Genomic DNA, 23149 nt, shown 5'->3' on the forward strand with positions numbered 1-23149 from the left:
TGAATGCCACGAGTCCTGATCATCGAAGACGAATACGCCCTAGCGGCAGCTCTTTCCACCGTGGTGCGCCGCCTGGGGGCAGAGCCCGTCGTGGCAGCGTCTGGACTTGGCGGATTGGAAAAAGCCCAGCGTCAGAAGTTTGATGCGGTGCTGCTGGACATCGGTCTTCCAGACATGAGCGGCTTGAAGGTTCTGGCCACGCTGCGCGCCAACCCCAATCCGCCCCCAATCGTCATCATCACCGCACATGGCACCCTGGACAATGCCTTGGAAGCCCGCCGCCTGGGAGCGCATGACTACTTTCTAAAACCGCTGAACTTAGCGGAAATCCAGCCCCAACTGCGCGCCTTACTGGAGCTGCCCAGGAATGAAGCCCCGCAGACGGCAGCTTCACCTGCCCCAGCCATCATGATCGGTGATGCACCGGATATGCAGCGTGCCTTTGCCATCATCGCTCAGGCCTGCGCCACCGCCGTCCCGGTGCTGCTGACAGGTCAGCCCGGAACGGGAAAAACCCTCGCGGCTGAGGTGATCGCCGCCCAGAGCACTCCGCACACTCTGGTGATCTTTCGCAGTGATGAATGGCCCACGGATCAGGCGGGAACGGTGCTGGCACAATGCTTGGAAAGGTCAAAGGGCGGCACCCTGCTGATCGAAGAAGTAGGCTCCCTTTCGCTCCCTGTTCAGGCCACACTGTGCCGCGCTCTAGCCCAGGCAGAGCAACGGATTTTAGCCACCAGTTCGCTGCCGTTGCTGGAGTTCATTTCTCAGGGCCGCTTTCGTGAAGATCTGTATTACTTGATCAGCGTCCTCCACGTGGCACTGCCACCTTTAGCAGCACGAACGGGGGACTTACCAGCCTTGGCCACGGCCATGCTCCAAAGAGCCGCCCCAGACCGAGAGCTACCGCTGGCCCTAGAATCCCTAGCTGCCCTGAAAGGCTACGACTGGCCAGGGAACGTGAGGGAACTGGTCACCGCCATGCAGCATGTGGCCGCCGTCTGCTCCGCCGCTCCCGTGCTGCCCCGCCATCTGCCTGAGGCCATCAGTAGCCACAGCCAAGAAAGCAAGCATCTGGATGAGGCGCTGAGACGCGCCCTGATTGCCTGGGTAGATCAAAAACTGACGTGCCCGGAAGAGCTCATCCCTGACTACGACACGCTGCTGGCCGAGGTGGAAAAACCTCTGCTAGCAGAGCTGCTGCACCGCTTTGAGGACAAGCCCACACGCCTCGCCGCAGCGCTGAACATGAACCGAGCGACCTTGCGCCGGAAACTGCGCGAGCTGCTGGGCAAAGAATAAAAAAGCCCTGCATCCTCAAAAATCGAAGATGCAGGGCCGTGTGAAAAAGACTGTTTAGATCCAGGTTCCAGCAGGGATGACGGTGTCCTTCGGGATCACCACGATGCCATCACGGATGTAAAACAGGTCACTATCCATATTCTCCGGCTTGCCCTCGGGGGTGATGACCACGTTGTCCCCAACGTGGACGTTCTTATCCAGGATGACCTTTTCAATGCGGCAGTTCCGGCCGATGCCGGGTGCGGGCTTGCTTTGGTCTGTGCCCGCAGCGCCAGCATAGTAGTCAGCGCCCATGATGATGGTATCACGGATGGTGGTGCCCGTCTCAATGATGGAGCGAAGGCCGATGACCGCCGTTTCCACATGCGCATCAGTGATGATGCAGCCATCTGAAATCAGGGCCTCGCGAATGACAGCTCCGTTAATCTTGGTGGCAGGAAGGAACCGGGCATGAGTGAAAATAGGCGCCGAAGAATCAAAGAAATCGTACTGGGGGACCAGTTTGCAGAGATCCAAGTTAGCATGGAAAAAGCTACGGATGGTGCCGATGTCTTCCCAGTAACCCTGGAAGTTAAAGGAATGAACCTTGTACTTCTTCAGCGCAGCCGGGATGATGTGCTTGCCGAAATCCATGCAATCATTATCCAAGCTCTCAATGAGGGCCTTGCGATTGAAGACATAAATGCCCATGGAGGCTTGGTAACGAGCTTCCTCTGTAGGCAGGCCTAGCTCCTTGAGCGTTTCATCCGGCATGCGCAGGGACTCCAGCACGGCAGGGTCCTTGGGCTTTTCCACAAACTCATGGATACGGCCTGAGGCATCCGCCTTCATGATGCCAAAACCTGTCGCATCCTCTGCATTTACAGGGAGTGTGGCGATGGTCAATTCAGCTCCGCTCATGAGGTGCTGATCCATCACTTTGCGAAAGTCCATGCGGTAAAGTTGGTCACCACTGAGGATGAGGAAATATTCATGATCCCCTTCTAGGAAGTAACGCAGGTTTTGCCGCACCGCATCAGCCGTCCCCTGATACCAGCGTTCCCCCTGTGGAGTCTGCTGAGCGGCGAGCACTTCGATGAAGCCACGACTGAATTGGTCGAACTTGTAAGTGCGAGCGATGTGCCGGTTCAGCGAGGCGCTGTTATATTGAGTCAGCACATACACTTGGCGCACGCCCGAGTTGATGCAGTTGCTGATGGGGATGTCCACAAGACGATACTTACCAGCCAGAGGCACGGCAGGTTTTGCGCGGTCTTTAGTCAGCGGGAAAAGGCGGGTTCCCGCCCCCCCACCCATGACGATGGCCAAGGTGGAACGCCGGAGGAGAGCATCGGTTTCGATTCGTGTGGGCATGAGGGTCAGTAAGTTGCTGTCAGTTTTCCTTGAAACAAGACGCTGAGGCAAGCGTTTCTCTCGCGCCAGATGCAGGTATTCCGCATGTTTCATCGTGCATTGAGCCCAACCACCCCAAATCGTATGTCTTCCGCGACGCTTCGTTTATCCCTTTTAGCTTTCGCCGCTGCCGGTGCCACCGCTTCCCTGCCCGCAGCAGTGAACTTTGAAAAGCAGATCCTCCCCGTGCTGGAGGCTAAGTGCCTCAGCTGCCACAAGGCGGCTTTTATGGAAGATGGGAAGCTGAAGAAACCCAAAGCCGACCTCCGCCTGGATGCGGCTTGGGCCATGCTGAAAGGGGCTGAAAGTGGCCCTGCGCTGGTACCAGGAAATTTGGCCAAGAGCTACATGTATGAAGTCGTCAACCTGCCCAAAGATGATGACATGTTCATGCCCCCGAAGGGCGACCCCATGACGCCGGATGAAATCAAGCTGCTGAAGGAGTGGATCGAAGGCGGGGCAGACTTTGGTGGCTGGAAGGGGAACATGGAAGGTGCCCCCAAAGAAGCTGAGCCTGCCAAAGCTGCGGTGACCAAAGTGCGCGAGCATGAGACCTTCTACGCCAAGCTTCAAGAAGGTGTGAAACCCGCCGAAACTGCCGCCATTGATCAAGCCAAAGCAGGCGGGGCACAGATAGCGACGCTCAAAATGGACAGCCCTTTGCTGCGTGCGGACTTCCTCACGGGAGTGTCCAAATGCACGGACGAAACCATCACCGTTTTATTGCCTTTGAAAGAGCAGGTGGCCCAGATTGACCTTGGCCGCACAGCCATCACAGACACCGCATTGAAGACACTGGCGCAATTCCCACGCCTAGCCTCGTTAGACCTGCGCCAGACCAAAATCACTGATGCAGGTCTGGCATCCCTCGCTGGTTTAAAGAATCTGCAAAACCTCAATCTCTTCGGCACGGCCATCACCGATACCGGGGTCAAGCATCTCAGTGGCATCAAGTCCCTCAAAACCGTTTCCCTCTACCAAACCCAGGCCACGCCAGCAGCCGTGAAAGAGCTGACAGACGCCATCCCTGGCATCAAGGTCACCCTCAAGTAACCAAGCTCGCGACAAACCTTCACATCCCCTGTGTGGCTGATGCTGCCAGGGGATTTTTCATGCCTGGAAGCCAACGGTTCTGACAGCCATCCTCTCTGGACAACCCCAGCCCTACACGCCACTGTTCTTTCCAATCCAATCTTTTCCCCCTACGACCATGCCCATTGCCCAGCAGCTCACTGAAGACATGAAGACCGCCATGAAGGCGAAAGACACCGTGACCCTGAATGTGGTGCGCGGCCTGAAGTCGGCGATCAAGTACGCAGCAATTGAAAAGTTCGGGGCTGAAGGTGAACTGGAGGATACCGACGCCATCGCCGTCATCCGCAAAGAACTCAAAAAGCGCCAGGACTCCGTGGCCAGCTACGAAGCCGGCGGCCGCCCTGACCTTGCCGAAACCGAGAAGGCCGAAATCGCCGTGCTGGAGAAATACCTCCCCGCCGCCATGAGCGCCGACGAAATGGAAAAACTCGTCAATAGCGTGATCCTAGAACTGGGTGCCACCTCCAAAAAAGACATGGGAGCTGTGATGAAACTGCTGGGCGAACGCGCCGCTGGCCGTGCCGACAACCGCGCCCTCTCCGCCGAAGTGGCGAAGAGACTGCAGTAGTCGCTTCGTTTTCGACTACGCCCCTTTGGTCCTCTCCAGTGCACGGTTCCAGCCTGAAAGGAGCTTCTTGCGCTGGGGGGCTTTCATAGCAGGTTCAAAGCGGCGTTCGGTCTGCCACTGGGTGGCGATTTCGGCCTGGTTTTTCCAGAAGCCGGTACCGAGGCCTGCGAGGTAAGCTGCGCCTAAGGCGGTGGTCTCTGTGACCACGGGGCGCACGACGGGCACGCCGAGGAGATCGGCCTGGAACTGCATCATGAGGTTGTTGTTACTGGCCCCGCCATCCACGCGCAACTCACGCAGCTTTACCCCTGCATCTGCCTGCATGGCGTGGAGAATATCCGTCACCTGATAAGCGATGCCTTCCAGGGCCGCGCGTGCGATGTGGGCCTTCGTGGTGCCCCGGGTGATGCCGCACATGAGTCCGCGCGCATATTGATCCCAGTGGGGGGCACCGAGCCCTGCGAAGGCAGGCACGAGGTAAACACCGCCTGCATCGGGAACCTGGGCCGCCAGGGCCTCCACCTCCGAAGATTTTTTGATGATGCCCAGCCCATCGCGCAGCCATTGCACCACGGCGCCGGCGATGAAGACACTGCCTTCCACCGCATACTCCAACTCACCATCGCCCAACTGCCAGGCCACGGTGGTTAGAAGATTATTGCCGGAGGCGATGCGCTTCGTGCCGGTGTGCATGAGCATGAAACAACCCGTGCCATAGGTGTTCTTCACCATGCCAGGGGTGGTGCACACCTGGCCAAACAAGGCTGCCTGCTGATCCCCCGCTATGCCTGCGATGGGAATGCTACCGCCTAACAAAGAGGTCTCCCCGAAGATACCACTGGAGGGAAGCACCTCAGGCAAGGTGGAAGCAGGCACGCCAAAGAGTTTCATCAGCTCTACATCCCAGCCACCTTGGGTGATGTCATAGAGCATGGTGCGCGAGGCATTGCTGACATCCGTGGCATGCACCTGGCCGCCCGTCAGATTCCACAGCAGCCAGGAATCCACGGTGCCAAAAGCGAGGTCGCCCGCCTTGGCCAGTTCCTTGGTCTCAGGCACATGCTTGAGCATCCAGTTCATCTTCGTCGCAGAGAAGTAGGCATCCACCACGAGGCCGGTTTTATGACGGATCATGGACTCTGCCCCCTTGGCCTTCAGCTTATCACAAAAGGCGGCGGTGCGGCGGTCCTGCCAGACGATGGCCTTGCCCACCGGCTGGCCCGTTTTCTTATTCCAGGCGACGGTGGTTTCTCGCTGATTGGTGATGCCGATGGCCGCGATGTCTTTGCCTGTGGCCTTGGCCTTTTTCAAGACTTCTTTCATCGTGCGGAGCTGGGTGCTCCAGATCTCCGCCGCGTCATGCTCCACCCAGCCTGGTTGGGGGTAATGCTGGGTAAACTCCTTCTGCGCCGTGGCGATGACCTTGCCCTTCTTATCAAACAGAATGCTGCGGCTGCTGGTGGTCCCTTGATCGAGCGCGAGGATGTATTTCATGCCCCGATTGTTCATATCGGAGGCATGGGGTCAAGCCGTCAAAGACCAGGTGAGGCAAGAATATCCACCAAGTCAGGTCTAACCAACCGAGCAGATACCCACAGCCTGTTTCAGCGAGGCGAGTTTGTCGGCCTTTTTCGGGATGAACTCTTGGCCCAGGTAACCGGTATAACCCGTTTCCTGGATGGCCTTGATGATGGCGGAATAGTGGAGCTCCTGAGTGTCATCAATCTCGGCACGTCCGGGGACGCCGCCGGTGTGGTAATGGGCGAAGTGAGCGTGCTGCTTGCGAATGGTGGCGATGACGTCCCCCTCCATGATCTGCATGTGATAGATATCATACAGCAGCTTGAAGTGGGGTGAGCCTAACTTCTCGCACAAGGCGACGCCCCAGGCGCTGTGATCGCACATGTAGTCGGGGTGGTTCACCTTGCTGTTCAGCAACTCCATCACTAGCGTGACGCCGAGTTTTTCACACAGTGGCAGCAGGCGCTTCAGCCCGATGGCGCAGTTTTCTAGGCCTTGCTCATCGCTCATGCCATTGCGATTGCCGCTGAAGCAGATGACTTGTTTAAAACCCGCCTCAGCGCTGACTTTCAACAGAGGCTCGTAAGCTTGCACCAGGAGGTCATGGTGCTCCACACGATTAAAGCCGTGCGGGATGCTGCCGATCTTTTTGTTATCCGGCCCCATGGCTGTGGGAAAGCTGACCATGGCGCAGTGCAGGCCGTGCTTTTTCATCGTCGCAAAGTCAGGTGGGTCCAGAAGCTCGATGGACTCCAGACCGATCTCCTTGGCGGCGAGGCACATGGTCTCCAGAGGAATGTCTTTGTAGCACCACTTGCAGACCGAATGCTTCACCTTGCCCGCTTTAGTGTCCGCCGCCCAGGCTTGATCTTTCAGCATGGCTACCACGGCGGCCACGCCAAGAGAACGATTTAAAAACTGACGACGCGGAAGTGGGGCTGGATTCATGCGCAGGATTTAACGTCGCCTGCGGAAGATTTCCAAGCAGCGAATCTCAAAAAGAGCGCTGCACGTGCAGACGCACGAAGCGACGTGTTTTCATCACGGGAGCCAGAGACTCCTGTACCGTCACGAGACGAATGGTGCCCGTTTGGACGACATCTGAAAGCACGCTGCCACCATTGCTGCCCAGCGCACTGGTCCCGGCAATGCTGGTGGCGATGGTGGTCCAGTTGATGAGGTCGGCACTGGTTTGGAGTTGGTAGGTCAAATCCGTGGCGGCACTGTCACGGCGGAAGGTGAGCCGGTGCAGGGTATTGCTGCCACTGCCAGGCAGGGTGCTAACAGTGAAGCCACTGTTTTCATCCGCCACCACCGGGCTGAGGCCATAGGCATACTCGTGGCGATTGGAGATGCCATCGTTGTCCAAATCCGCCGCTTCATCGAGAAAGAAGCCGATGGGCTTATCTGGGAAGTGCGTGGCCAGCCAGGACTCGAAGTGTGTGGGGGGAATAGTGAAAGCATACTGAAGTATTAAACGCGGACGCTGCGAAGCATTCGTTGAATTTCGGCTGGTAAAACGACGCGCAACAAGCAGATCATTTTCAGGCCCTCTCAAACACCAACCCAAGTTGCTCGAGGGGTTGTTAATCCAGGACTGCACATCGACCGCAAGTTGGGCGTTGCTGAAGGTCACCGATCCCGTGCTTGAGATATTCACCGCAGCAGAAGATGTGGGAATAAAATCACCACCTGGGACACTCCAAGCTGTGCCTAGAGGCGGAGTCCCCACCGTGTTGACTTGTCGAAGCTGCCAGGTTGCGTCTCCGACAGCAGCCGCAATGCCGAACCCAGGACCGGGACTTTGAAAATCTGAATTGGAGGTACCTTCCCCCCAACTAGCGGTGGCTTTATGGAGCGTAAAATCCCCAGCCACGGCAGATTGGGCCTGCTGATTTACATAAAGTTGTAAGCTAGCCCCTGTAACATAAGCACCACTAGGGAGGGTATTCGAATTCAACGCAAAAGATAGAAAGGCACGTCGAATACCTGAAGTGCTAGCCGAGCCTGCAAAAAAATGGGATCCGGAACCGTTGCTGAAATCGCTTTCTGAATAAATCGTCGTGTCTTTAATCGCGGCAGCATCACTCAAGGTCATGGTTCCGGCAGGTGGAACAAAAACAAGTTTGTAAATGCCCCCCGCAGGCAGCCCCTCGCTGAGTTGAGTTACGCCTGCTGTGATTTTTGTCCCCACGTAGATCTCGCCAGCTTCATCTTCGCCCAGACAGAGTACATGGAGGTCAAAGGGGTTGCCAGTAGTGATAGGGAGCGCCTCCACCAAGGTGAACGTGCCACTGCCAGCGGCTGTGTCCTCCAGGCCCATGAGGCGACCATTCGCGCTCCCGGAGGTAGCGCCGTAATCCCCAAAGATGTACTTGCCAGCCATGCCTGGAATGGCACTGCCACGATAGACATAACCTCCCGTGACGGAGAGGCCGAGTTCTGGCAGAATGATGGAGGGATCTGAGCCCGGATGTTTGTATTGGGCTATTGGGTCCGTGGGACTTGCGGGGGCTATGCCGTTGGTGGACATCAGACCATCAAAGACGAAGCTACCTTCTTTATATCGCCAACCATAATTTCCCCCTTTGGTGATGAGGTTCACCTCTTCCACCTTTCCCTGCCCGACATCCCCGCAATACATTCGGTTAGTCCCACCTGCGCGGCTATCAAAACAAAAGCGCCAGGGATTGCGAAGACCGTAGGCGTAGATCTCGCCACGCATAGGTCCATCCAGAGCATCGTTCGTAAAGTCCTGCTGCATGCCCACGAAAGGATTGTCTGCTGGGATGCCATACTGGCCGCCTGGACCGTTGGTCCCTAGTGGATCAATGCGGAGGATCTTGCCGAGTAGGACTCGACGATCCTGGCCATTACCCAAGATGCCGTTAGGCCGTGGATTGACGCTACTGCCACCCGTATGCCCTGCGTTGTTGTCATTGGCGCTGCCGCCATCCCCACTGCCAATGTATAGCAGGCCGTCGGGACCAAACTCAATCTGACCGCCGTTGTGATTGAACTGAGGTTGTCCGTAGGTCAGCAGAATGCGCTCACTGCTAGGGTCCGCCACATTTGGATCGTTGGCAGAGACTCGGAACTCTGAGATGACGGTTACACAGTCTTGGGGCGTGCTTGGGTTATCGGTAGGCGTGCTGGGTAACGCCGTATAGTTCACATAAAAGCGGCGGTAGCCCGGAGCCAGAGGCTCGTTGAAATCCGGATGGAAAGTCATGCCTAAAAGGCCGCGCTCACTGTAAACTGTGAGATCAGCCCCAACAAAAACACGATCAAGCCCACTGTTAGAAAGATCCAAGAAAGGGGTCGGCAGCAGCATGCCACGCTGGAAAACATGAATCTTCCCTGGCTGGTCACAGATGAAGAGACGCCCAGTGCCGTCTTTAGCCGAAGTGATGTTAGTGGGAGAATGGATCTGCTGAAGACAAACCGGCTTCATGTACAAGGCCGGGAAAGCGCCGTGGCCCAGCAGGGGCAATGCAAAAAGGAGGGCGATGAGGCAGCGCAGAGCGTTCATGATCACGGACTTGGGAGCAGGCTTCATTCCATCAGAAAGCCCCCCTGAGCACAAGCAAAACTCCGTGACGGCTTCAGCCGCTTTTGGCACACAGTACGGTGGTTACCGCTTCACTCGCGGAGTCAGCAGGCCCACCAAGAGACGCTCCAGCACCACTTTGTTATCCAACTGAGTGGTGACGAGTTTCACATTTGCATCCAAACACGCGACGAGGGCAGCGTGCAGTTCTTCCAAAGTGAAACGACCCGCTTCATTGAGGGCGAGGAAAAGCGGGTAGGCATTGAAGCCGCTGCCATCCTTCTTGCGGGGCAGGTGCGAGGTGGCGCTGCTGGGGAGGGCATCCAGGCTGGAGGTGAAGCCGCTGTAGTTGGACTTGTTCACCTTGTACTTCGTGGCCAGTTCTTTGACGATGAGCAGGCTGCGCACACGGGGAACGATGGCCCCAAGGAGGATGCCAATGGCGTTTTGTCCCTGATAAAGCAGCACGCCGAGGAGTTCCAATGCACGTTGGAGATCACGAGCACCGATGGCATTGCCGATTTCCCAAATGACGCCGGAACGGCTGAGGGAGACGAGTCCCCGGACGGTATTGATACCGCAGCGGCGGCGTTCGCCCAGGTAGAGGTCGATTTTGACAATCTCATTTTCAAGCTGCCGCGTGTCATCCCCTGCCATCTGCACCAGAAGATCCAGAGCCCCACTTTCAAACGTGAGGCCCAGTTCACGAGCTTTCTGGCTGGCATGCGCCATGACGGCACCTTCCCAGCCAGCCTTGCTGGTATCGGGTTTATCAAAGACCTCAATGCCCGCGAGTTTGCCCAAACGTTTGTAGGCCGTGCGGCGCTTATCAATGGAATTGGCACTGAGGACAAAGCTGACATCGGGCCCGAGACCCGACTCGATGACATCAAGGATGTTTTCAAAACCCTGTACGGCCGCCTGAGATTTGCCGGTCTGGTTATCGCCCAAAAAGTTCGCGCCCTTGAGCCAAACGATCTTGGCCCCACCAAAGAAGGGCATGGTTTGCAGGGCCATGATGACGTTGGAACAAATCTGTCCGGCGTGCTCGGCATTGTCGGCATTGCCCTCGACGATCTCATTGGCAAACTCATCGGCCCCAGGAGGGGAGAGACGCTGCACGGTCTTCATGGCCATTTCCTTCACCCGGGCGTCGTCAGTGCCCAAGATGGCATGGACTTGGCTGGGTGAGGCGGTCTTTTTCGGAGGAGGCATGGGAGGAGACGTAACGGAAAGGCGTTTTTTGGGATAGGAACCCGGCCTGAGGCACTGATCAATAACGAATAACCTGCAACCAACCACTTCCATCTTCCATCTCCACGCATTAAAGTAACGTATGTCCGGCCCTTCCACGCCCTCCTGGTGGCAGATCGCGCGCAATCTCGCGCGGCAGGGCCGTTCGTGGCTGAGTGAAAATCTGGCAGATACCGGCCTGGATCCCCTGCCCATCCGGCGCTGGCTGCGTGGCTATGGCCCCCGGCGCTTTCAGGCGGATCTGAAGGCAGGCACCTCCGTGGCCCTGCTGGATATTCCACAAGGCATGGCCTATGCCGCCATCGCAGGGTTGCCTCTGCAATTTGGCACCACGTGCTCGGCCGTGGCTGGCATCGTTGGGGCGTTATTTTTGAGCTCTCGCTACACGGTCCTCGGGCCTACGAATGCGACGGCGTTCATGATTTTCTCCTACTTTGCGGCCGATGCGCACCTGGACCGCATCACGCTGATGCCGCTGCTGGTGTTCATGGTGGGGACGCTGCTGTTGATCGGATCCTTCATCAAGGTGGCTGAGCTGGCCCAGTACATCAGCCGGGCGGTGATGGTGGCCTACATCACGGGCGCGGCCATGCTGATCATCGCCAACCAAGCAGGAAATGTACTGGGCATTGGCACGCGTACCATCGCTGAAGACGGGCAGGTTTTCCAACCACGCACCTTTCCGGGTATCGTCTGGCAGTTGTTACAAAACCTCTCACAGACGCACTGGGAAAGCCTTCTGATAGCAGCCCTGACGGCGGGCATTTACTGGGGCATTCGCCGGCTGCGCCCGACGTGGCCCAGCCTGGCCATCGCACTGGTGGGAGCGTCACTCATCGGCTTGGGGATGAAAACGCTGAACATCACCATTCCCACCTTTCAAGATGCGCAATTCACTTGGTTGGATCTGCTGCCACCGTTTCCAGACTTTGCCTCGCCCAAGTTCCTTTCGGATTTCAGCCGTCTTTTTGGCCTCGCCATCGCGCTGGCTTTTTTAGCCACGCTGGAAAGCTCCACCATGGGCAAGACTCTCTCAGGCCTGAAAGGGCAGCGGGTGGACCCGAATCAGGACATGTTTGGCCTGGGCATGGCGAACTTGAGCTGCGCCTACCTGAGCGGGATGCCCTGCTCCGGCTCCATGGTTCGCAGCACGCTGAATTTTGCCAGCGGTGCCCGCACCCCCGTCGCGTCTTTGGTAAACGGCTTGGCCTGCCTCCTCGGAGCGCTAACCTTGGGCAGTCTGGTGGTCTATATTCCGAAGGCTTCCCTGGCGGTGCTGATCATCTGCGTGGCACTTTCTCTCATCAATAAACGCCATGTGCGCATCTGCCTCCAAGCCACGGGATCTGATGCGCTGACTTTTTTGGTCACTCTGGCTGCGACTCTGATGGTGCCGCTGCACGTGGCCATCTTCACCGGAGTGGGGGTGTCCCTGATGCTGTATCTGCGCAAGGCGAGCCGCCCCTCCCTCATCGAATATGAGTTTAACGAAGAGGGTAACCTAGCAGAAGCGAGCCAGCCTGGCATGAGGCAAAATCCGGCCATCTCCATCGTCCATGTGGAGGGGGAGCTATTCTTTGGCGCAGCCGAGCTCTTTCGCAGCCAAGTCCAGCAGGCCTGTGCAGACCCGAACCTGCGCATCATCATCCTGCGACTGAAAAATGCCCGCCACATGGATGCTACCTCGGTGATGGCGATGGAGGATCTGGTGCGGGCGCTGAGGGCCGATGGGCGAGATCTCCTGATCAGCGGGGTAATGAAGGATATCTACCGCGTGCTGCGGGATGCCGGCATGGTGGAGGTCATCGGTAAGGACAATCTTTTCCCCTCCAGCCCGAGCAACCCCAATGTGGCCACACGAAATGCGCTGAAGCGGGCTCAACAAATCCTGGGCACCACCGAGGCGGAAGTGAAGATCTTCTTTGACCCCGGCAAGAAAAAGGAAGCGTAGTTCTCCACATGCGAGGGGTGAAAAAAGAAAACTTGCCGGAGAAACTTTGTGCCGTCTGCCAGAGGCCTTTCACTTGGCGCAAGAAATGGGAAAGAGTGTGGGACCAAGTGCTCTATTGCAGTGAAGGCTGCCGGAAGAAAAAACAAAGACGGACCCCAGACTGAGTTCCATTCGCATCGAATGCTGCGCTCGTCCTATTGACTCGCCCGCCAGATTGACTGATAACCGAAAAACATGAACGATCTGGAACGACGCATCCTAGCCGCCCAAGGCTATGTCGAATTGGGTCTTCATGAAGAGGCCCAGGCAGAATTGATCCGTCTCCCCCCTTCTGCAGCGGAGCGGGTGGATGTCATCGAACTCAGCGTGCTCTGCCGCATGGGGGACCGCCAGTGGGCGGAGGCTCTGGCTCTGACGCAAAAGTTGTGCGCCCTGGAGCCCGAAGAACCCGGAGGCTATATCCACGCCGCCTATTGCCTGCATGAGCTGGGGCGCACCACGGAGGCACTGGACCTGCTGGCACGCGGCCCTGCGGCCCTGCGAACTAAACCCGTGTATTACTACAATCTGGGCTGCTACCTGGCCTGTCTGGGCGAAGATGAAAAAGCGCTGAATTTACTGAGGCAATCTTTTGAAATGGATGGCAGTCTGCGGAGCCATGCGCGCAAGGATCCCGACCTGGATCGACTGCGCACGCAGTTAGATAAATCCTAAAAATGCACGCCATCACGCCCACAGCCAAAGTCGCCATCACGGAATGGTTCGAAGAAAACTTCCGCACACGAGGAGAACTGGGAGCCTCCGTTTCCATCTGGCAACATGGCGTGGAAGTGCTGGCACTGGCGCAGGGATTTTGTGACCGCCAAAGCACCCAGCCCTGGGATGCACGAACGCTGGCCCCCGTCTTTTCTTCCACGAAAGCCCCCGCAGCAGTATGCTGCCTGATGGCACTGGAGGAGGCTGGACTGCCACTGGACTGTGCCGTGTCTGAGGTCTGGCCCGAATTCGTTGGCGGAGGAAAAGGGGCGATGCAGTTTGCCCATTTACTCTCGCACACCGCAGGGCTGTGTGCGCTGGATGAACGCGTGCCCATCTTTAATTATGAAGCCGTCGTGGAGGCACTGGAGCATCAAACTCCGCTGTGGGAACCTGGCACACGCCAGGGCTACCATGCGCGCACCTTCGGTTTCTTGATGGATGAAACCGTGCGCCGCATTACCGGAGTGGATTCTTTGGGTCTCTATTTCCGCGAGACCTTCGGTGAACCGATGGATCTCGATTTCTGGATCGGCTTACCAGAAGAGCAGTGGGGCCGGGTTTCACCTGTATATCCTGGGAAAATCAGCATCGCGCATAATGACCAGCCTTTCCTCAAAGCCTACAATGCTGGCGGCACGCTGACCCAGCGAACCTTCACCAGCCCCTTCGGTCTCAATGCGGTGAGTGAATTCAACACCTCTGCACTGTGGGCACCCGGCTTTGCCAGCATGGGCGGTGTAGGCAGCGCACGCGGGCTCGGCAAATTCTACGCCATGCTGGCCCAGGGGGGCATTTGGAATGGCAAACGCCTCGTTTCGGAATCCATTGTTAGGCAGCTCAGCCACACTTTATCTGAAGAAGAGGATAGCGTGCTCCTCACCCCCATCGCCTTTGGCGCGGGTGTGATGAAGGACCCGATCAATCCAGATCCACGATACGATGGGGCCAAACTGCGCCAGCATTATGGACAGAGTTTGAGTGCCTTTGGCCATCCCGGGGCTGGAGGCAGCCTGTCTCTTGCGGACCCAGAAAATGGCATCGCACTGGCCTATGTGATGAATCAGATGGAAGTCGGTGCCCTGCCAGGTGCCAAAGTGCTGGGCTTGGTGGAGCGTCTGTATTGGTAACATCATCCGCATTCAGCGTGGACACCCTGCCCACGCTTCCGGGCCCTGTTGCTAACTGTCCAACTGGTAACGCTTGCGTTTGCGATAGAGCGTGGCGGCATCAATGCCGAGCACTTCTGCCGCTTCCTGGAGGGAATCCGTGATAGACATCACCCGGCGGATGTGTTCGCACTCCAACTTCTCAATGCTGACTCGCTGACCGACTTCGGCACCGTGGTCATGACCATTGAGTGTGGTGCTCCCCCCTGCTTCGGGGAGATCGCGAGGAGTGATCTCATCTCCCTCAGCCAGGATGACGGCACGCTCGATAGCATTGCGCAGTTCACGAATGTTACCAGGCCATGGATGATTGCGCAGGGCCACATAGGCCGCCGGGCTGAAGCGGCGCACCTTGCGGCGGAACTGGTCTGCAAAGAATTTCAGGAAGTTATCTGCACAGGCCACCAGGTCCTCAGGGCGTTCACGTAGCGGGGGCATGGTGGCCGAGATGACATTCAGGCGATAAAATAAATCCTCCCGAAAGCGTCCTTCGCTGGCCCACTGTTTTAGGTCTCGATTGGTCGCGGCAATCACACGTACATTCGCTTTGCGTGGAGTCGTTTCCCCCAGCCGCTCATACTCGCGCTCTTGCAGCAGGCGGAGGAGCTTTGGCTGAATTTCCAGGGGTAACTCGCCGATTTCATCGAGAAACAAAGTGCCACCTTCTGCAGCCTTCACCTTCCCCCAGGTGTCCCGCATCGCTCCCGTAAAGGAGCCTTTGACATGGCCAAAGAGATCACTTTCCAACAGCTCTCGAGAGAGGCTAGGGCAGCTCACTGTGACGAAAGGTTTATCACGAAAAGGGCTCTGATCATGGATGGCGCGCGCGATCATGCTTTTGCCCGTACCGCTTTCACCCAGGATGAGGATAGAAGCCTGTGTGTCCGCTGCACGAAAGAGGACCTCTATCTGACGCTGGAGCCCTGGGTTCTTCGACATCACCTGGGGTGGAGGCGTTTGTGTGCGGACCTCGGTAGTCAGTTCCTCGACTTTACGTTCCAGGGTGCGCAGAGTGGTGATGCGCTTCAGAGCTTGGCGGAGTTGGTCTGGGCTAAAGGGCTTTTCCAAAAAGTCCACTGCACCCAGACGGGTGGCTTCAATGGCATTTGGGATCGTGGCATTCGCTGTGAAGATGACCACGTGCACGCTGGGGTGTTCCCGGCGAATCGTTTCCAGAATTTGCAGGCCGCTTTCTTCGCCAAGATAAAGATCTAGCAGCACGAGATCAAAAGAAGATTCTTTGAGACTGCGCAGAGCCACAGCTCCGTTTTCAGCGGTCTCGACATAATGGCCAGCGGCATCCAGTGCGAGACTGGTCGCGCGACGGATGCTGGCTTCGTCATCTACGATGAGGATGTCCATAAAAGTGGGGGGGGGGTTGGTTGGTTGGGTTAATGAGGTCATGCCTTGGCGACGAGGGCCAAAGGCAGAGCCAGTCGGGCAATGGAGCCCTGACCGTTCGAACGATTATCAATGGTAAGTTTGGCACCCATGCGGTCGGCACCACGTTTAGCGATGGCTAAGCCAAGCCCAGTGGAGGATTCTCCCCCCGTAGGGCGTGCGCTCAGGCGCGTGTAATCTTGAAAAATGCGGGCTAAATCACTCTCACTGAAGCCGGGACCTTCGTCTTCGATGTCAATGATGAAGCGCTCCCCATCTGCATAAACGCGTGAAGTGATCTGACTGCCCAGAGGGGAAAATTTCACTGCGTTACTCATGAGGTTGTCCACGATCTGTCGCACGGTAAATAGATCCCCACTGGCGAGCAAAGGTGTCTCAGAAAGTGTCACTGCGAGGGTCGTGTTCTTTCGTTTGGCATTGGGATACCAAGCGGTGAGCATCTCTTTAATTTGTTCGGAGGAGATATGAACGGTGGTCATGCGTTCATGCTCAGCCTCTTGAGCACGGTTGTTTAGGAACCGGTCAATGAACTTGAGCATCTGATCGCATGTAGCCACGATGTGGCCTGTGAGATCACTGGCGGTATTGATCTTTTCCGCTGGTAGCTCCAGCAGTGTCTGCGCGCTGAAGCGAATGGCACCGAGTGGGTTTTTTAAATCATGCGCCACCATGCTGACGATGTTTTCACGCTCTCTCAGCATCCGGGAGGTCGTTTCACGTGCGCGTTGGAGATCTACCTGCGTGCGCACACGAGCGAGCAGTTCAGCCTTGTTGAACGGCTTCGTAATGTAGTCCACACCACCAGCCTCCAGCCCTCTCACGATGGTCTCAGAGTCATTTGCAGCGGAAACAAAAATAACGGGCAATCCTGCCGTATCTGGATGCTCACGCAACCGTTTGCAGACGGTAAAGCCATCCACATCAGGCATCACCACATCCAGCAGAACCAGATCCGGCAAACGTGCAGCGATACGCTGCAGGGCCTGGGCTCCGCTGGTAGCAGGGATGACTTCATACCCTTCACGCGTGAGCACCGTGCCCACGACCTGGATATTCTGCATCTGATCATCCACCACCAGCACGACTCCACGTGCGGTGCTGGGGCTGAGGGGGGGTTGGGGTTCCACAATCATGGGGGGTCTTTTTTGATGCCGGTGATGCGGCGGGAAAAAGCAGGAAAGTCACGCAGCAAGCGTTCGACGACATCCAACTCAAAAGTCTCTGCGGCCCCATAAAGCGCCGTGGCATAACGAGCTAACGGGGGGCAATCATGACGCGCCGCCTCTTGGTGGAGTTGATGACCAAAGGTGGCGATTTCCAGCATGGGGAATGTATCCAGAAATCGGCTAACATCCCCGTCTTCCCACACTTGCAGTTGGGCAGCCAATCCCGGCCAAGCAGCCGTGGTGCTTGCATCGAAGGACTCCAGAATGCTAGTCGGTAAATCTTCAGCATGCGGCACTTGAGGTCTCGGCGTGGTGTAACGAATGGTCGCATGCCCAAGCACACCTTCGAGCTCCCGATAAAGCTGACGCTGGTGGAAAGGCTTGCGCAGATAACCATCAAACATTTCCTGTAGCTTGGCTGACTCTTCGGGCATGGAAGAAGCTGTCTGCGCGATCACAGGAATCGCCGAGGTGCGGTTATCCTCACGCAAAATCTGGCGCGCCCATTTGCCATCCATGCGTGGCATGCGGATGTCCATCAAGATTACGTCTGGCTTGGCTGTCCGGGCTAGTTCCAGAGCTTCCATACCATCTTGAGCAAAGAGAATTTCATGATGGGACCCATGCAAATAACCCGCGATAAGCTCACGATTTGTCGAATTGTCATCCACCACCAAAATGGTGGCAGGGCGCAGCCGATTGAAGTCTGCGGAATGATCACTCGGAGGATCATTGGTCGCATGGCTAAGGGGAATGCCCGGCAGAATCAAAGTGAATGTGCTGCCTTTCCCAGGCTCGCTGATGAGTGAGATCTCTCCATCCATCAAGTCCACCAGACGCCGTGTGATGCTGAGACCTAACCCTGTACCCTGTGCGCCACTGCGGCTTTGGGTGCTGATCTGCTCAAAGGCGGAAAAGATCCGCTCACGATCCTCCTCGGCGATACCAACACCTGTGTCACTCACTTTCACCTGCAAGTCACAGGCCTCTCCAGACTTCGCTTCATTCAGTGTGCTGACGTGGATCTTTACCTTGCCCTTATGAGTAAATTTAACCGCATTACTGGTTAGGTTAAGAAGGATCTGACGAAGTCGAAGGGAGTCCACCTCCAAGATTTTAGGGACTTGGCGCTCAATTTTTATTTCCAGAGCTAACCCTTTGTCTTCCGCTTGTTTTTTAACGGCAAAGACCACCCCTTCAACAATCTCATGCACATTCGCAGGTTCTGGCCGCAAGGACAACTTCCCTGCCTCAATCCGGGAGATGTCCAGGATGTCATTGATGAGATCCAATAGAGAACGGCCACTACTTTGGATAGCACGTAGATAGCCGCGAGCACGTTCTTCATGCACCATTCCATTCAGCAGATCAGCAAAGCCAATGATCGCATTCATGGGCGTGCGAATCTCATGACTCATGTTCGCAAGGAACCGAGATTTCTGAGCATCGGCCTCGATGGCACGCTCTTTTTCTGCTTCGAGTTCTGCGGTGCGTAGCGCGATGCGGTAGCTGCGCTGCAGCATGACAAAACTCACGATGCCTGTAATGACCGCCAAGATGCTACCGCCGATACCTGTAACATTCATCGTCTGCAATACATCGCGGAGTTGCTCCTCGCGTCCGGCATGCAGTTTACGTTCTGCTAAGATACCCTCATCAATCTTTTGCAGCATGCTATCATTCACCCCCGCACCTTGGCTGATGATCTCCCGCAGAGGCAAATCGGCATCGCTCGAACTAGCCGTATCAGCTAGCTTTTTGAGCACGGCAAGACGCTGATTGACCAGAATGGAAAGTTCCGTCAAAAGCGTTTGCTGAGTCGGATTATCCCGAGTCATAGCAACAAGACTTTGCAGCAGTTTTTCAGATTGTTCTGGAGCCGTGCTGAGGGGTTTCAGCAAGGGGGCCTGGCGTGTCATGGCGTAACCCCGTGTGGAGGATTCCGCCTCTGTGATCACGGTGCGGAGTTTTAAATACTCACCAATCACCGCATCCGTGTGCGTCACTAGTTCGCTGCCCTCCTCGGCCAGTCGCCCGCTACGCACCACCGTACCCATCACCAGCAGGAGCAGGAATGTAGTAAAGATGAGGAATAAACCGTGCCAGGAACGGAGCATGGATGGGGGGAAAAAGAAGCTGGGGGGTAAGCTCTAAAAAGGAGAGGCCAATGGTAAGTACCTTTTTCATCGGGAAAAGTTACCCGTTTAAAGCCTCTCCCATGCGGCTATTTCTCGGCGGCGTCTTTAACGCTTTCTTTGACATCTTCAGCCGCCTTCTCGACGTCTTCAGCGACATCGCGAATCTTTTCGTTAGGCCTACGATCAAGAGCATCGTCCACTTTGTCTTTGATCTTTTCTGCTGGTGTTTCCGGTTTGTCTAGAATCACATTCGAAGAGCGGTCTTTGCAACTGACCAAAGTCAAACTCAGACCAAACAGTAAAGTCAACATCGCGGCGAAAGCAGTCTGAATCTGTTTTTGAATAGCGTTCATAGGATGCGAAGGATTAAGATTACTTAACGAGGGCCAAAACACCGGTAAGGATCAAATAAATCGCCACCACATAGTTAAGGAGGTGGGGGAAAATGAGGACACAAATGCCTGCAACGATAGAAACGATGGGAGTAAGATGAGGGCTCATAGAGATTGGTTGGCTGACTGATTGATAAGGAGATTCTTTAGCGACCTGATTGCACCTTCACAGCTTGCCTCTCGATGGTGCTGCCGACCTTCTGCACATCACGACCAAAACCGCGTGTGGTGTTGCAACTGCTCAAGAAAGAGAGGGTGAGGATCAGCATCCCGAGGGAGAAAATGAAAAAACTCGCGTGGCGCGCAGTCGCTTCTTCATGGTCCGCCTTGGAGGCGATTTCGTGGGAGATGTCGGTGGTTTTCATGATGGCAAGATCAAGGAATGGATGTGACTGGTGCGTCACTCTGACATGACTAGTGCAAAGACTTTGCCAACCGCCCCACATTGATATTAAAACGTTGAAAACCAACACTTTAATAAATCAAACACTGAACCTAACTTCCTTGTTTTCATGCTTTATGCATGACTCCAACACATGCGTTTATTGCGCAATGCAATTCGCAATTTGATCAGCCCGCATTCACAACTCGATCAATAAAAAAGAGTTTTTTCAGAACGGGGCCACTGCACACAAAAGGATAGGCATCCGGCTGCCCCATGCTGCGTGTGAGCTCATTCACCAAAGTGGTCAATGCCACCCAGTGGCTGACACGCTCGCAAAAAGCCTTGATTTCAGGCGTTGGTTCCTGACCTTCGGCACAAAGCAACGTGGGATCGATTTTCGGCTGCACGATATTGCTGTGGCACTCAGCCGAATCAGCCGTTTCCAGGGTATCGCTCATGTGCAGCCAGTGAGCCCAAGTTTCAGCCCAGTCCTCCCAGGGGTGAGAAGAAGCATAGGCGCTGATGTGATTTTGATCCCACCCCGGTGGTGGCCCTTCCGAGTAGTTCCGCTGGAGCGCCAGTGAATAATCTGCCGTTTCATCGCCAAACAAACTGCGATATTCAGCCAGCCAAGGGCTGCCATCAATGAGCACATCCCAGTAATGGTGACCTGATTCATGACGAAAATGGCCTAACAAAGAACGATAAGGCTCGCGCATTTCCAATCGCGTTTTTTCACGCACATCATCATCAGCTTCCTGCACATTCAGCGTGATGACACCCATATCATGTCCCGTCATCACGGGGGCTTGACCTGGCAAATTTTGAAGAAAATCAAAGACCATAGGAACGCTGGACTTCACTCGATTACCAGGCCCCCAAAGCCCATGATCGAGCAGCGTGAAAAGTAGCCTGCGTTTGGCGGATTCCAGCTTCGTCCAGCGTTCTGGATTGCCTGGTTGAGAAAGGTCTGGAATGACACGCGTGGTAGCACAGGAAGGACACAGGGTAGCCGGATCGGCATCCGCAGGGATCAACCAGTTGCAAGCACAGGCATTCAAGTTGGCACAGAAGCGGTAACGCTGAGGTATCACAGGTCTGGGTGCACGGCGGAAAAAGCCGCGCTTCGTCGCTACTTCCGCCAGGGCCTGCTGATGGACGCCTTCTTCCGTTAAATCCAACGTTCGCATTTCACGCGAGTCAGGGTCAAAACCCACGGCTCGCCCACAGGGAATGCAGACGCTGTTATTAAAGAAAACGGGCTGACCGCAGACGCATAGATAAGTTCTCATGGAGACGAAGGGGGGGGACAATAATGATCTCGAACGATTTAGGTCGCAGGAGCTGAAGCGGGTTCTTCCAAGCGAAGCACCGTCTGCAAGCGCTCACGGGCCTGCTCAGTCGTGGTGACCACCCAGGAGGCCCCCGTATCCGCAGGGCTTTCTGCTTTTTGAGCACCCCAGCGAGCCAGCAGAATCTTTAACTCCGGAAAACGATGACGGAGACGCTTACACAGCAGTTGGGCGGTGCTGCTAACCCCAGGGGGCATGGCGCTGATGCACACAATGGCGGGTTGCAGCTTTTCCACTTGTGCGATGACTTCAGACACCAGAGCCGACTGGGGTATAGACTCCCATTTCAGCACCCCTGCCCCAACAGAGCGGGTGAGCCAATTCAGAGCAATGGCATCTGCAGAAGCGTCAAAGCTACGGCATAAAAGCAAGGGCCCATCGCTGTCAGCCGCAAAGACAACGGCCTCCTCCAGCGCAGTCTCACTGGAAAGAGTTGTGAGCGTATCTAGAATGCTATCACTTTCTTCTTTGCTAAGGCGACCTGCCATCATTTCGCGGCGCGCATGCACAGCAGCAGGCAGCAAGACTTGGTCGATGGTTTTTTCCTGACCGATCTCTTTGGCCGACTGCTGTGTCAGTTCCTCAGCCTCTTCCAAGTCTCCCACAAGAAGCCTTTGATAGACTAAAAAGGCTGGCTGAACCTCAGGTTTATCTCCCATTAAGATTTCGACAAATCTCAACTCTGGGATGTATTTGGAAAAGACGACAAGGCAGACGGTCAGCGGTGTCGCCAATAGCAAGCCGACAGGGCCCCAAATAAGGGTCCAGAACATGATGGCGATTAGCAGCGCAAGATCCGAAACCCCTGCACTCTGCCCATAAAGCCAAGGTTCTAAAATCATGTTTGTCAGCAACTCCAAACCGACGATCAAGGTGATCACCATTAGAGGCTGGGACCAGCCATCAAAGACGGCCAAACTCAAAGCCATGGGCAACACAGCCGCGATCCACGGACCAATGTAAGGCACAAAGCGAAACAGCGCCGCTAACGCACCCCACAGAACCACGTAGGGCAAACCGATGGCCCAAAAACCCACTGCCAAGAGCACTCCATACACGCCATTGATCAAACTTTGCATCAATAGATAGCGGCTGACACGAGAGGCCGCCTCATCCAAGGCGCGAGTGGTGGTCGTCAGACGACTGTAACCGACCAGATGAATGACACGGTTTCGCACGTCGTTCTGCCGGAGCAGCATGAAGATCACAAACACGACCACGACCGACGCTGTGCCCAGGCTATCTGCGAGGTAACCCAGGGCAGACATGGCCGTTTCTTGAACACGATTCGTGGACTTCTCGATGAATACGGGCGTCTCCTGCGGAGCATCTGCGCCCTGGGCACCAGATTCTTCAGAGACGTTGGAAATCTCAGCCGCAAGGCTTTGGAGCTTTTCCAGCACACCCCCCTGCCCCACTTGTTTCAGGCTAACCACCCTTTGATGAATGGTGTTCCGGTAACCGGGTAACTCTTTAACCAATTCGTGCAACTCGCCTCCAAGCACCCAGAGCAATGCCCCCATGACGGAAAAAGAAAGCAGCGTGACGGTGATGACCGCCAGGGTGCGAGCAAAGTGCAACCGATGGTTTAAAAATGACACCACCGGCTTGAGCAAAAAAGCGAAAAGAATCGCTAGAGCGAGAGGGATGAAAAAGTCTCGCCCAGACCACAGCATCGCCACGGTGAGCATCACCGTGGCGAGCCGGATGAGCGGAGCCAGCTGAAGTTGCAAGGCTTCCATAGATAAGGTTCCGCT

The 23149-nt window shown here is 55.9% G+C and carries 20 protein-coding genes; 7 read left to right on the top strand and 13 right to left on the bottom strand.

Going from position 1 to position 23149, the window contains the following annotated elements:
- Nucleotides 1-3 precede the first annotated feature (3 nt).
- The gene (locus HNQ64_RS20205; protein WP_184212093.1) at nucleotides 4-1302 is read left to right on the top strand and encodes a sigma-54-dependent transcriptional regulator; all 1299 of its coding nucleotides are present in this window, start codon (nucleotides 4-6) and stop codon (nucleotides 1300-1302) included.
- A 54-nt stretch (nucleotides 1303-1356) separates the two neighbouring features.
- Here the strand turns inward: HNQ64_RS20205 and HNQ64_RS20210 are convergent, their stop codons facing one another.
- On the bottom strand, nucleotides 1357-2655 hold the full coding sequence (locus HNQ64_RS20210) for a glucose-1-phosphate adenylyltransferase (protein ID WP_184212095.1): 1299 nt from the start codon (nucleotides 2653-2655) through the stop codon (nucleotides 1357-1359).
- A 123-nt stretch (nucleotides 2656-2778) separates the two neighbouring features.
- On the opposite strand from HNQ64_RS20210, the gene HNQ64_RS20215 reads away from it, so the two are divergent.
- Both HNQ64_RS20215 and HNQ64_RS20220 read left to right on the top strand, forming a co-directional pair.
- Complete coding sequence (locus tag HNQ64_RS20215) at nucleotides 2779-3747, top strand: c-type cytochrome domain-containing protein (protein WP_184212097.1); 969 nt, start codon at nucleotides 2779-2781, stop codon at nucleotides 3745-3747.
- 157 nt (nucleotides 3748-3904) lie between these two features.
- On the top strand, nucleotides 3905-4357 hold the full coding sequence (locus HNQ64_RS20220; RefSeq protein ID WP_184212099.1) for a GatB/YqeY domain-containing protein: 453 nt from the start codon (nucleotides 3905-3907) through the stop codon (nucleotides 4355-4357).
- A gap of 15 nt (nucleotides 4358-4372) precedes the next feature.
- On the opposite strand, the gene glpK is transcribed toward HNQ64_RS20220, so the two are convergent.
- From glpK to holA, 4 genes are all read right to left on the bottom strand, one after another.
- On the bottom strand, nucleotides 4373-5851 hold the full coding sequence (glpK, locus tag HNQ64_RS20225; protein ID WP_184212101.1) for a glycerol kinase GlpK: 1479 nt from the start codon (nucleotides 5849-5851) through the stop codon (nucleotides 4373-4375).
- A 78-nt stretch (nucleotides 5852-5929) separates the two neighbouring features.
- Complete coding sequence (locus HNQ64_RS20230) at nucleotides 5930-6826, bottom strand: hydroxypyruvate isomerase family protein (protein ID WP_184212103.1); 897 nt, start codon at nucleotides 6824-6826, stop codon at nucleotides 5930-5932.
- Between the two features lie 46 nt (nucleotides 6827-6872).
- The gene (locus HNQ64_RS20235; RefSeq protein ID WP_184212105.1) at nucleotides 6873-9437 is read right to left on the bottom strand and encodes a PQQ-dependent sugar dehydrogenase; all 2565 of its coding nucleotides are present in this window, start codon (nucleotides 9435-9437) and stop codon (nucleotides 6873-6875) included.
- 75 nt (nucleotides 9438-9512) lie between these two features.
- Nucleotides 9513-10643, bottom strand: coding sequence for a DNA polymerase III subunit delta (holA, locus tag HNQ64_RS20240; protein WP_184212107.1), 1131 nt, complete (start codon nucleotides 10641-10643; stop codon nucleotides 9513-9515).
- A 121-nt stretch (nucleotides 10644-10764) separates the two neighbouring features.
- Between holA and HNQ64_RS20245 the strand changes: the two genes are divergently transcribed.
- The 4 genes from HNQ64_RS20245 (at nucleotide 10765) to HNQ64_RS20260 (ending at nucleotide 14519) form a co-directional block, all read left to right on the top strand.
- The gene (locus HNQ64_RS20245; RefSeq protein WP_184212109.1) at nucleotides 10765-12633 is read left to right on the top strand and encodes a SulP family inorganic anion transporter; all 1869 of its coding nucleotides are present in this window, start codon (nucleotides 10765-10767) and stop codon (nucleotides 12631-12633) included.
- A gap of 8 nt (nucleotides 12634-12641) precedes the next feature.
- Entirely contained in the window at nucleotides 12642-12797 is a 156-nt protein-coding gene (locus HNQ64_RS24385) for a DUF2256 domain-containing protein (protein ID WP_184212111.1), read from the top strand.
- A 70-nt stretch (nucleotides 12798-12867) separates the two neighbouring features.
- Entirely contained in the window at nucleotides 12868-13347 is a 480-nt protein-coding gene (locus tag HNQ64_RS20255) for a TPR end-of-group domain-containing protein (RefSeq protein ID WP_184212113.1), read from the top strand.
- 2 nt (nucleotides 13348-13349) lie between these two features.
- Nucleotides 13350-14519, top strand: a complete 1170-nt coding sequence (locus tag HNQ64_RS20260) for a serine hydrolase domain-containing protein (RefSeq protein WP_184212115.1) — start codon at nucleotides 13350-13352, stop codon at nucleotides 14517-14519.
- A gap of 51 nt (nucleotides 14520-14570) precedes the next feature.
- On the opposite strand, the gene HNQ64_RS20265 is transcribed toward HNQ64_RS20260, so the two are convergent.
- From HNQ64_RS20265 to HNQ64_RS20300, 8 genes are all read right to left on the bottom strand, one after another.
- A complete protein-coding gene (locus HNQ64_RS20265; protein ID WP_184212117.1) occupies nucleotides 14571-15920 on the bottom strand; it encodes a sigma-54-dependent transcriptional regulator in 1350 nt (449 codons plus the stop codon).
- Between the two features lie 38 nt (nucleotides 15921-15958).
- The gene (locus tag HNQ64_RS20270; RefSeq protein WP_184212119.1) at nucleotides 15959-17092 is read right to left on the bottom strand and encodes a hybrid sensor histidine kinase/response regulator; all 1134 of its coding nucleotides are present in this window, start codon (nucleotides 17090-17092) and stop codon (nucleotides 15959-15961) included.
- Nucleotides 17089-19242 (bottom strand): ATP-binding protein, encoded by a 2154-nt coding sequence (locus HNQ64_RS20275; RefSeq protein ID WP_184212120.1) that lies wholly within the window; start codon nucleotides 19240-19242, stop codon nucleotides 17089-17091. The genes HNQ64_RS20270 and HNQ64_RS20275 overlap by 4 nt, the downstream gene beginning before the upstream one ends.
- Nucleotides 19243-19349: 107 nt before the next feature.
- Entirely contained in the window at nucleotides 19350-19616 is a 267-nt protein-coding gene (locus HNQ64_RS20280) for a hypothetical protein (protein ID WP_221305517.1), read from the bottom strand.
- Between the two features lie 19 nt (nucleotides 19617-19635).
- Nucleotides 19636-19764, bottom strand: a complete 129-nt coding sequence (locus HNQ64_RS24200) for a DUF3096 domain-containing protein (RefSeq protein WP_184212122.1) — start codon at nucleotides 19762-19764, stop codon at nucleotides 19636-19638.
- A 37-nt stretch (nucleotides 19765-19801) separates the two neighbouring features.
- A complete protein-coding gene (locus tag HNQ64_RS24510; RefSeq protein WP_184212124.1) occupies nucleotides 19802-20020 on the bottom strand; it encodes an entericidin A/B family lipoprotein in 219 nt (72 codons plus the stop codon).
- A 205-nt stretch (nucleotides 20021-20225) separates the two neighbouring features.
- Entirely contained in the window at nucleotides 20226-21332 is a 1107-nt protein-coding gene (locus tag HNQ64_RS20295) for a zinc-binding metallopeptidase family protein (protein ID WP_184212126.1), read from the bottom strand.
- Between the two features lie 38 nt (nucleotides 21333-21370).
- A complete protein-coding gene (locus HNQ64_RS20300; protein ID WP_184212127.1) occupies nucleotides 21371-23134 on the bottom strand; it encodes an AI-2E family transporter in 1764 nt (587 codons plus the stop codon).
- Nucleotides 23135-23149 lie beyond the last annotated feature (15 nt).

Source organism: Prosthecobacter dejongeii (genome assembly GCF_014203045.1).
Taxonomy (GTDB): domain Bacteria; phylum Verrucomicrobiota; class Verrucomicrobiia; order Verrucomicrobiales; family Verrucomicrobiaceae; genus Prosthecobacter; species Prosthecobacter dejongeii.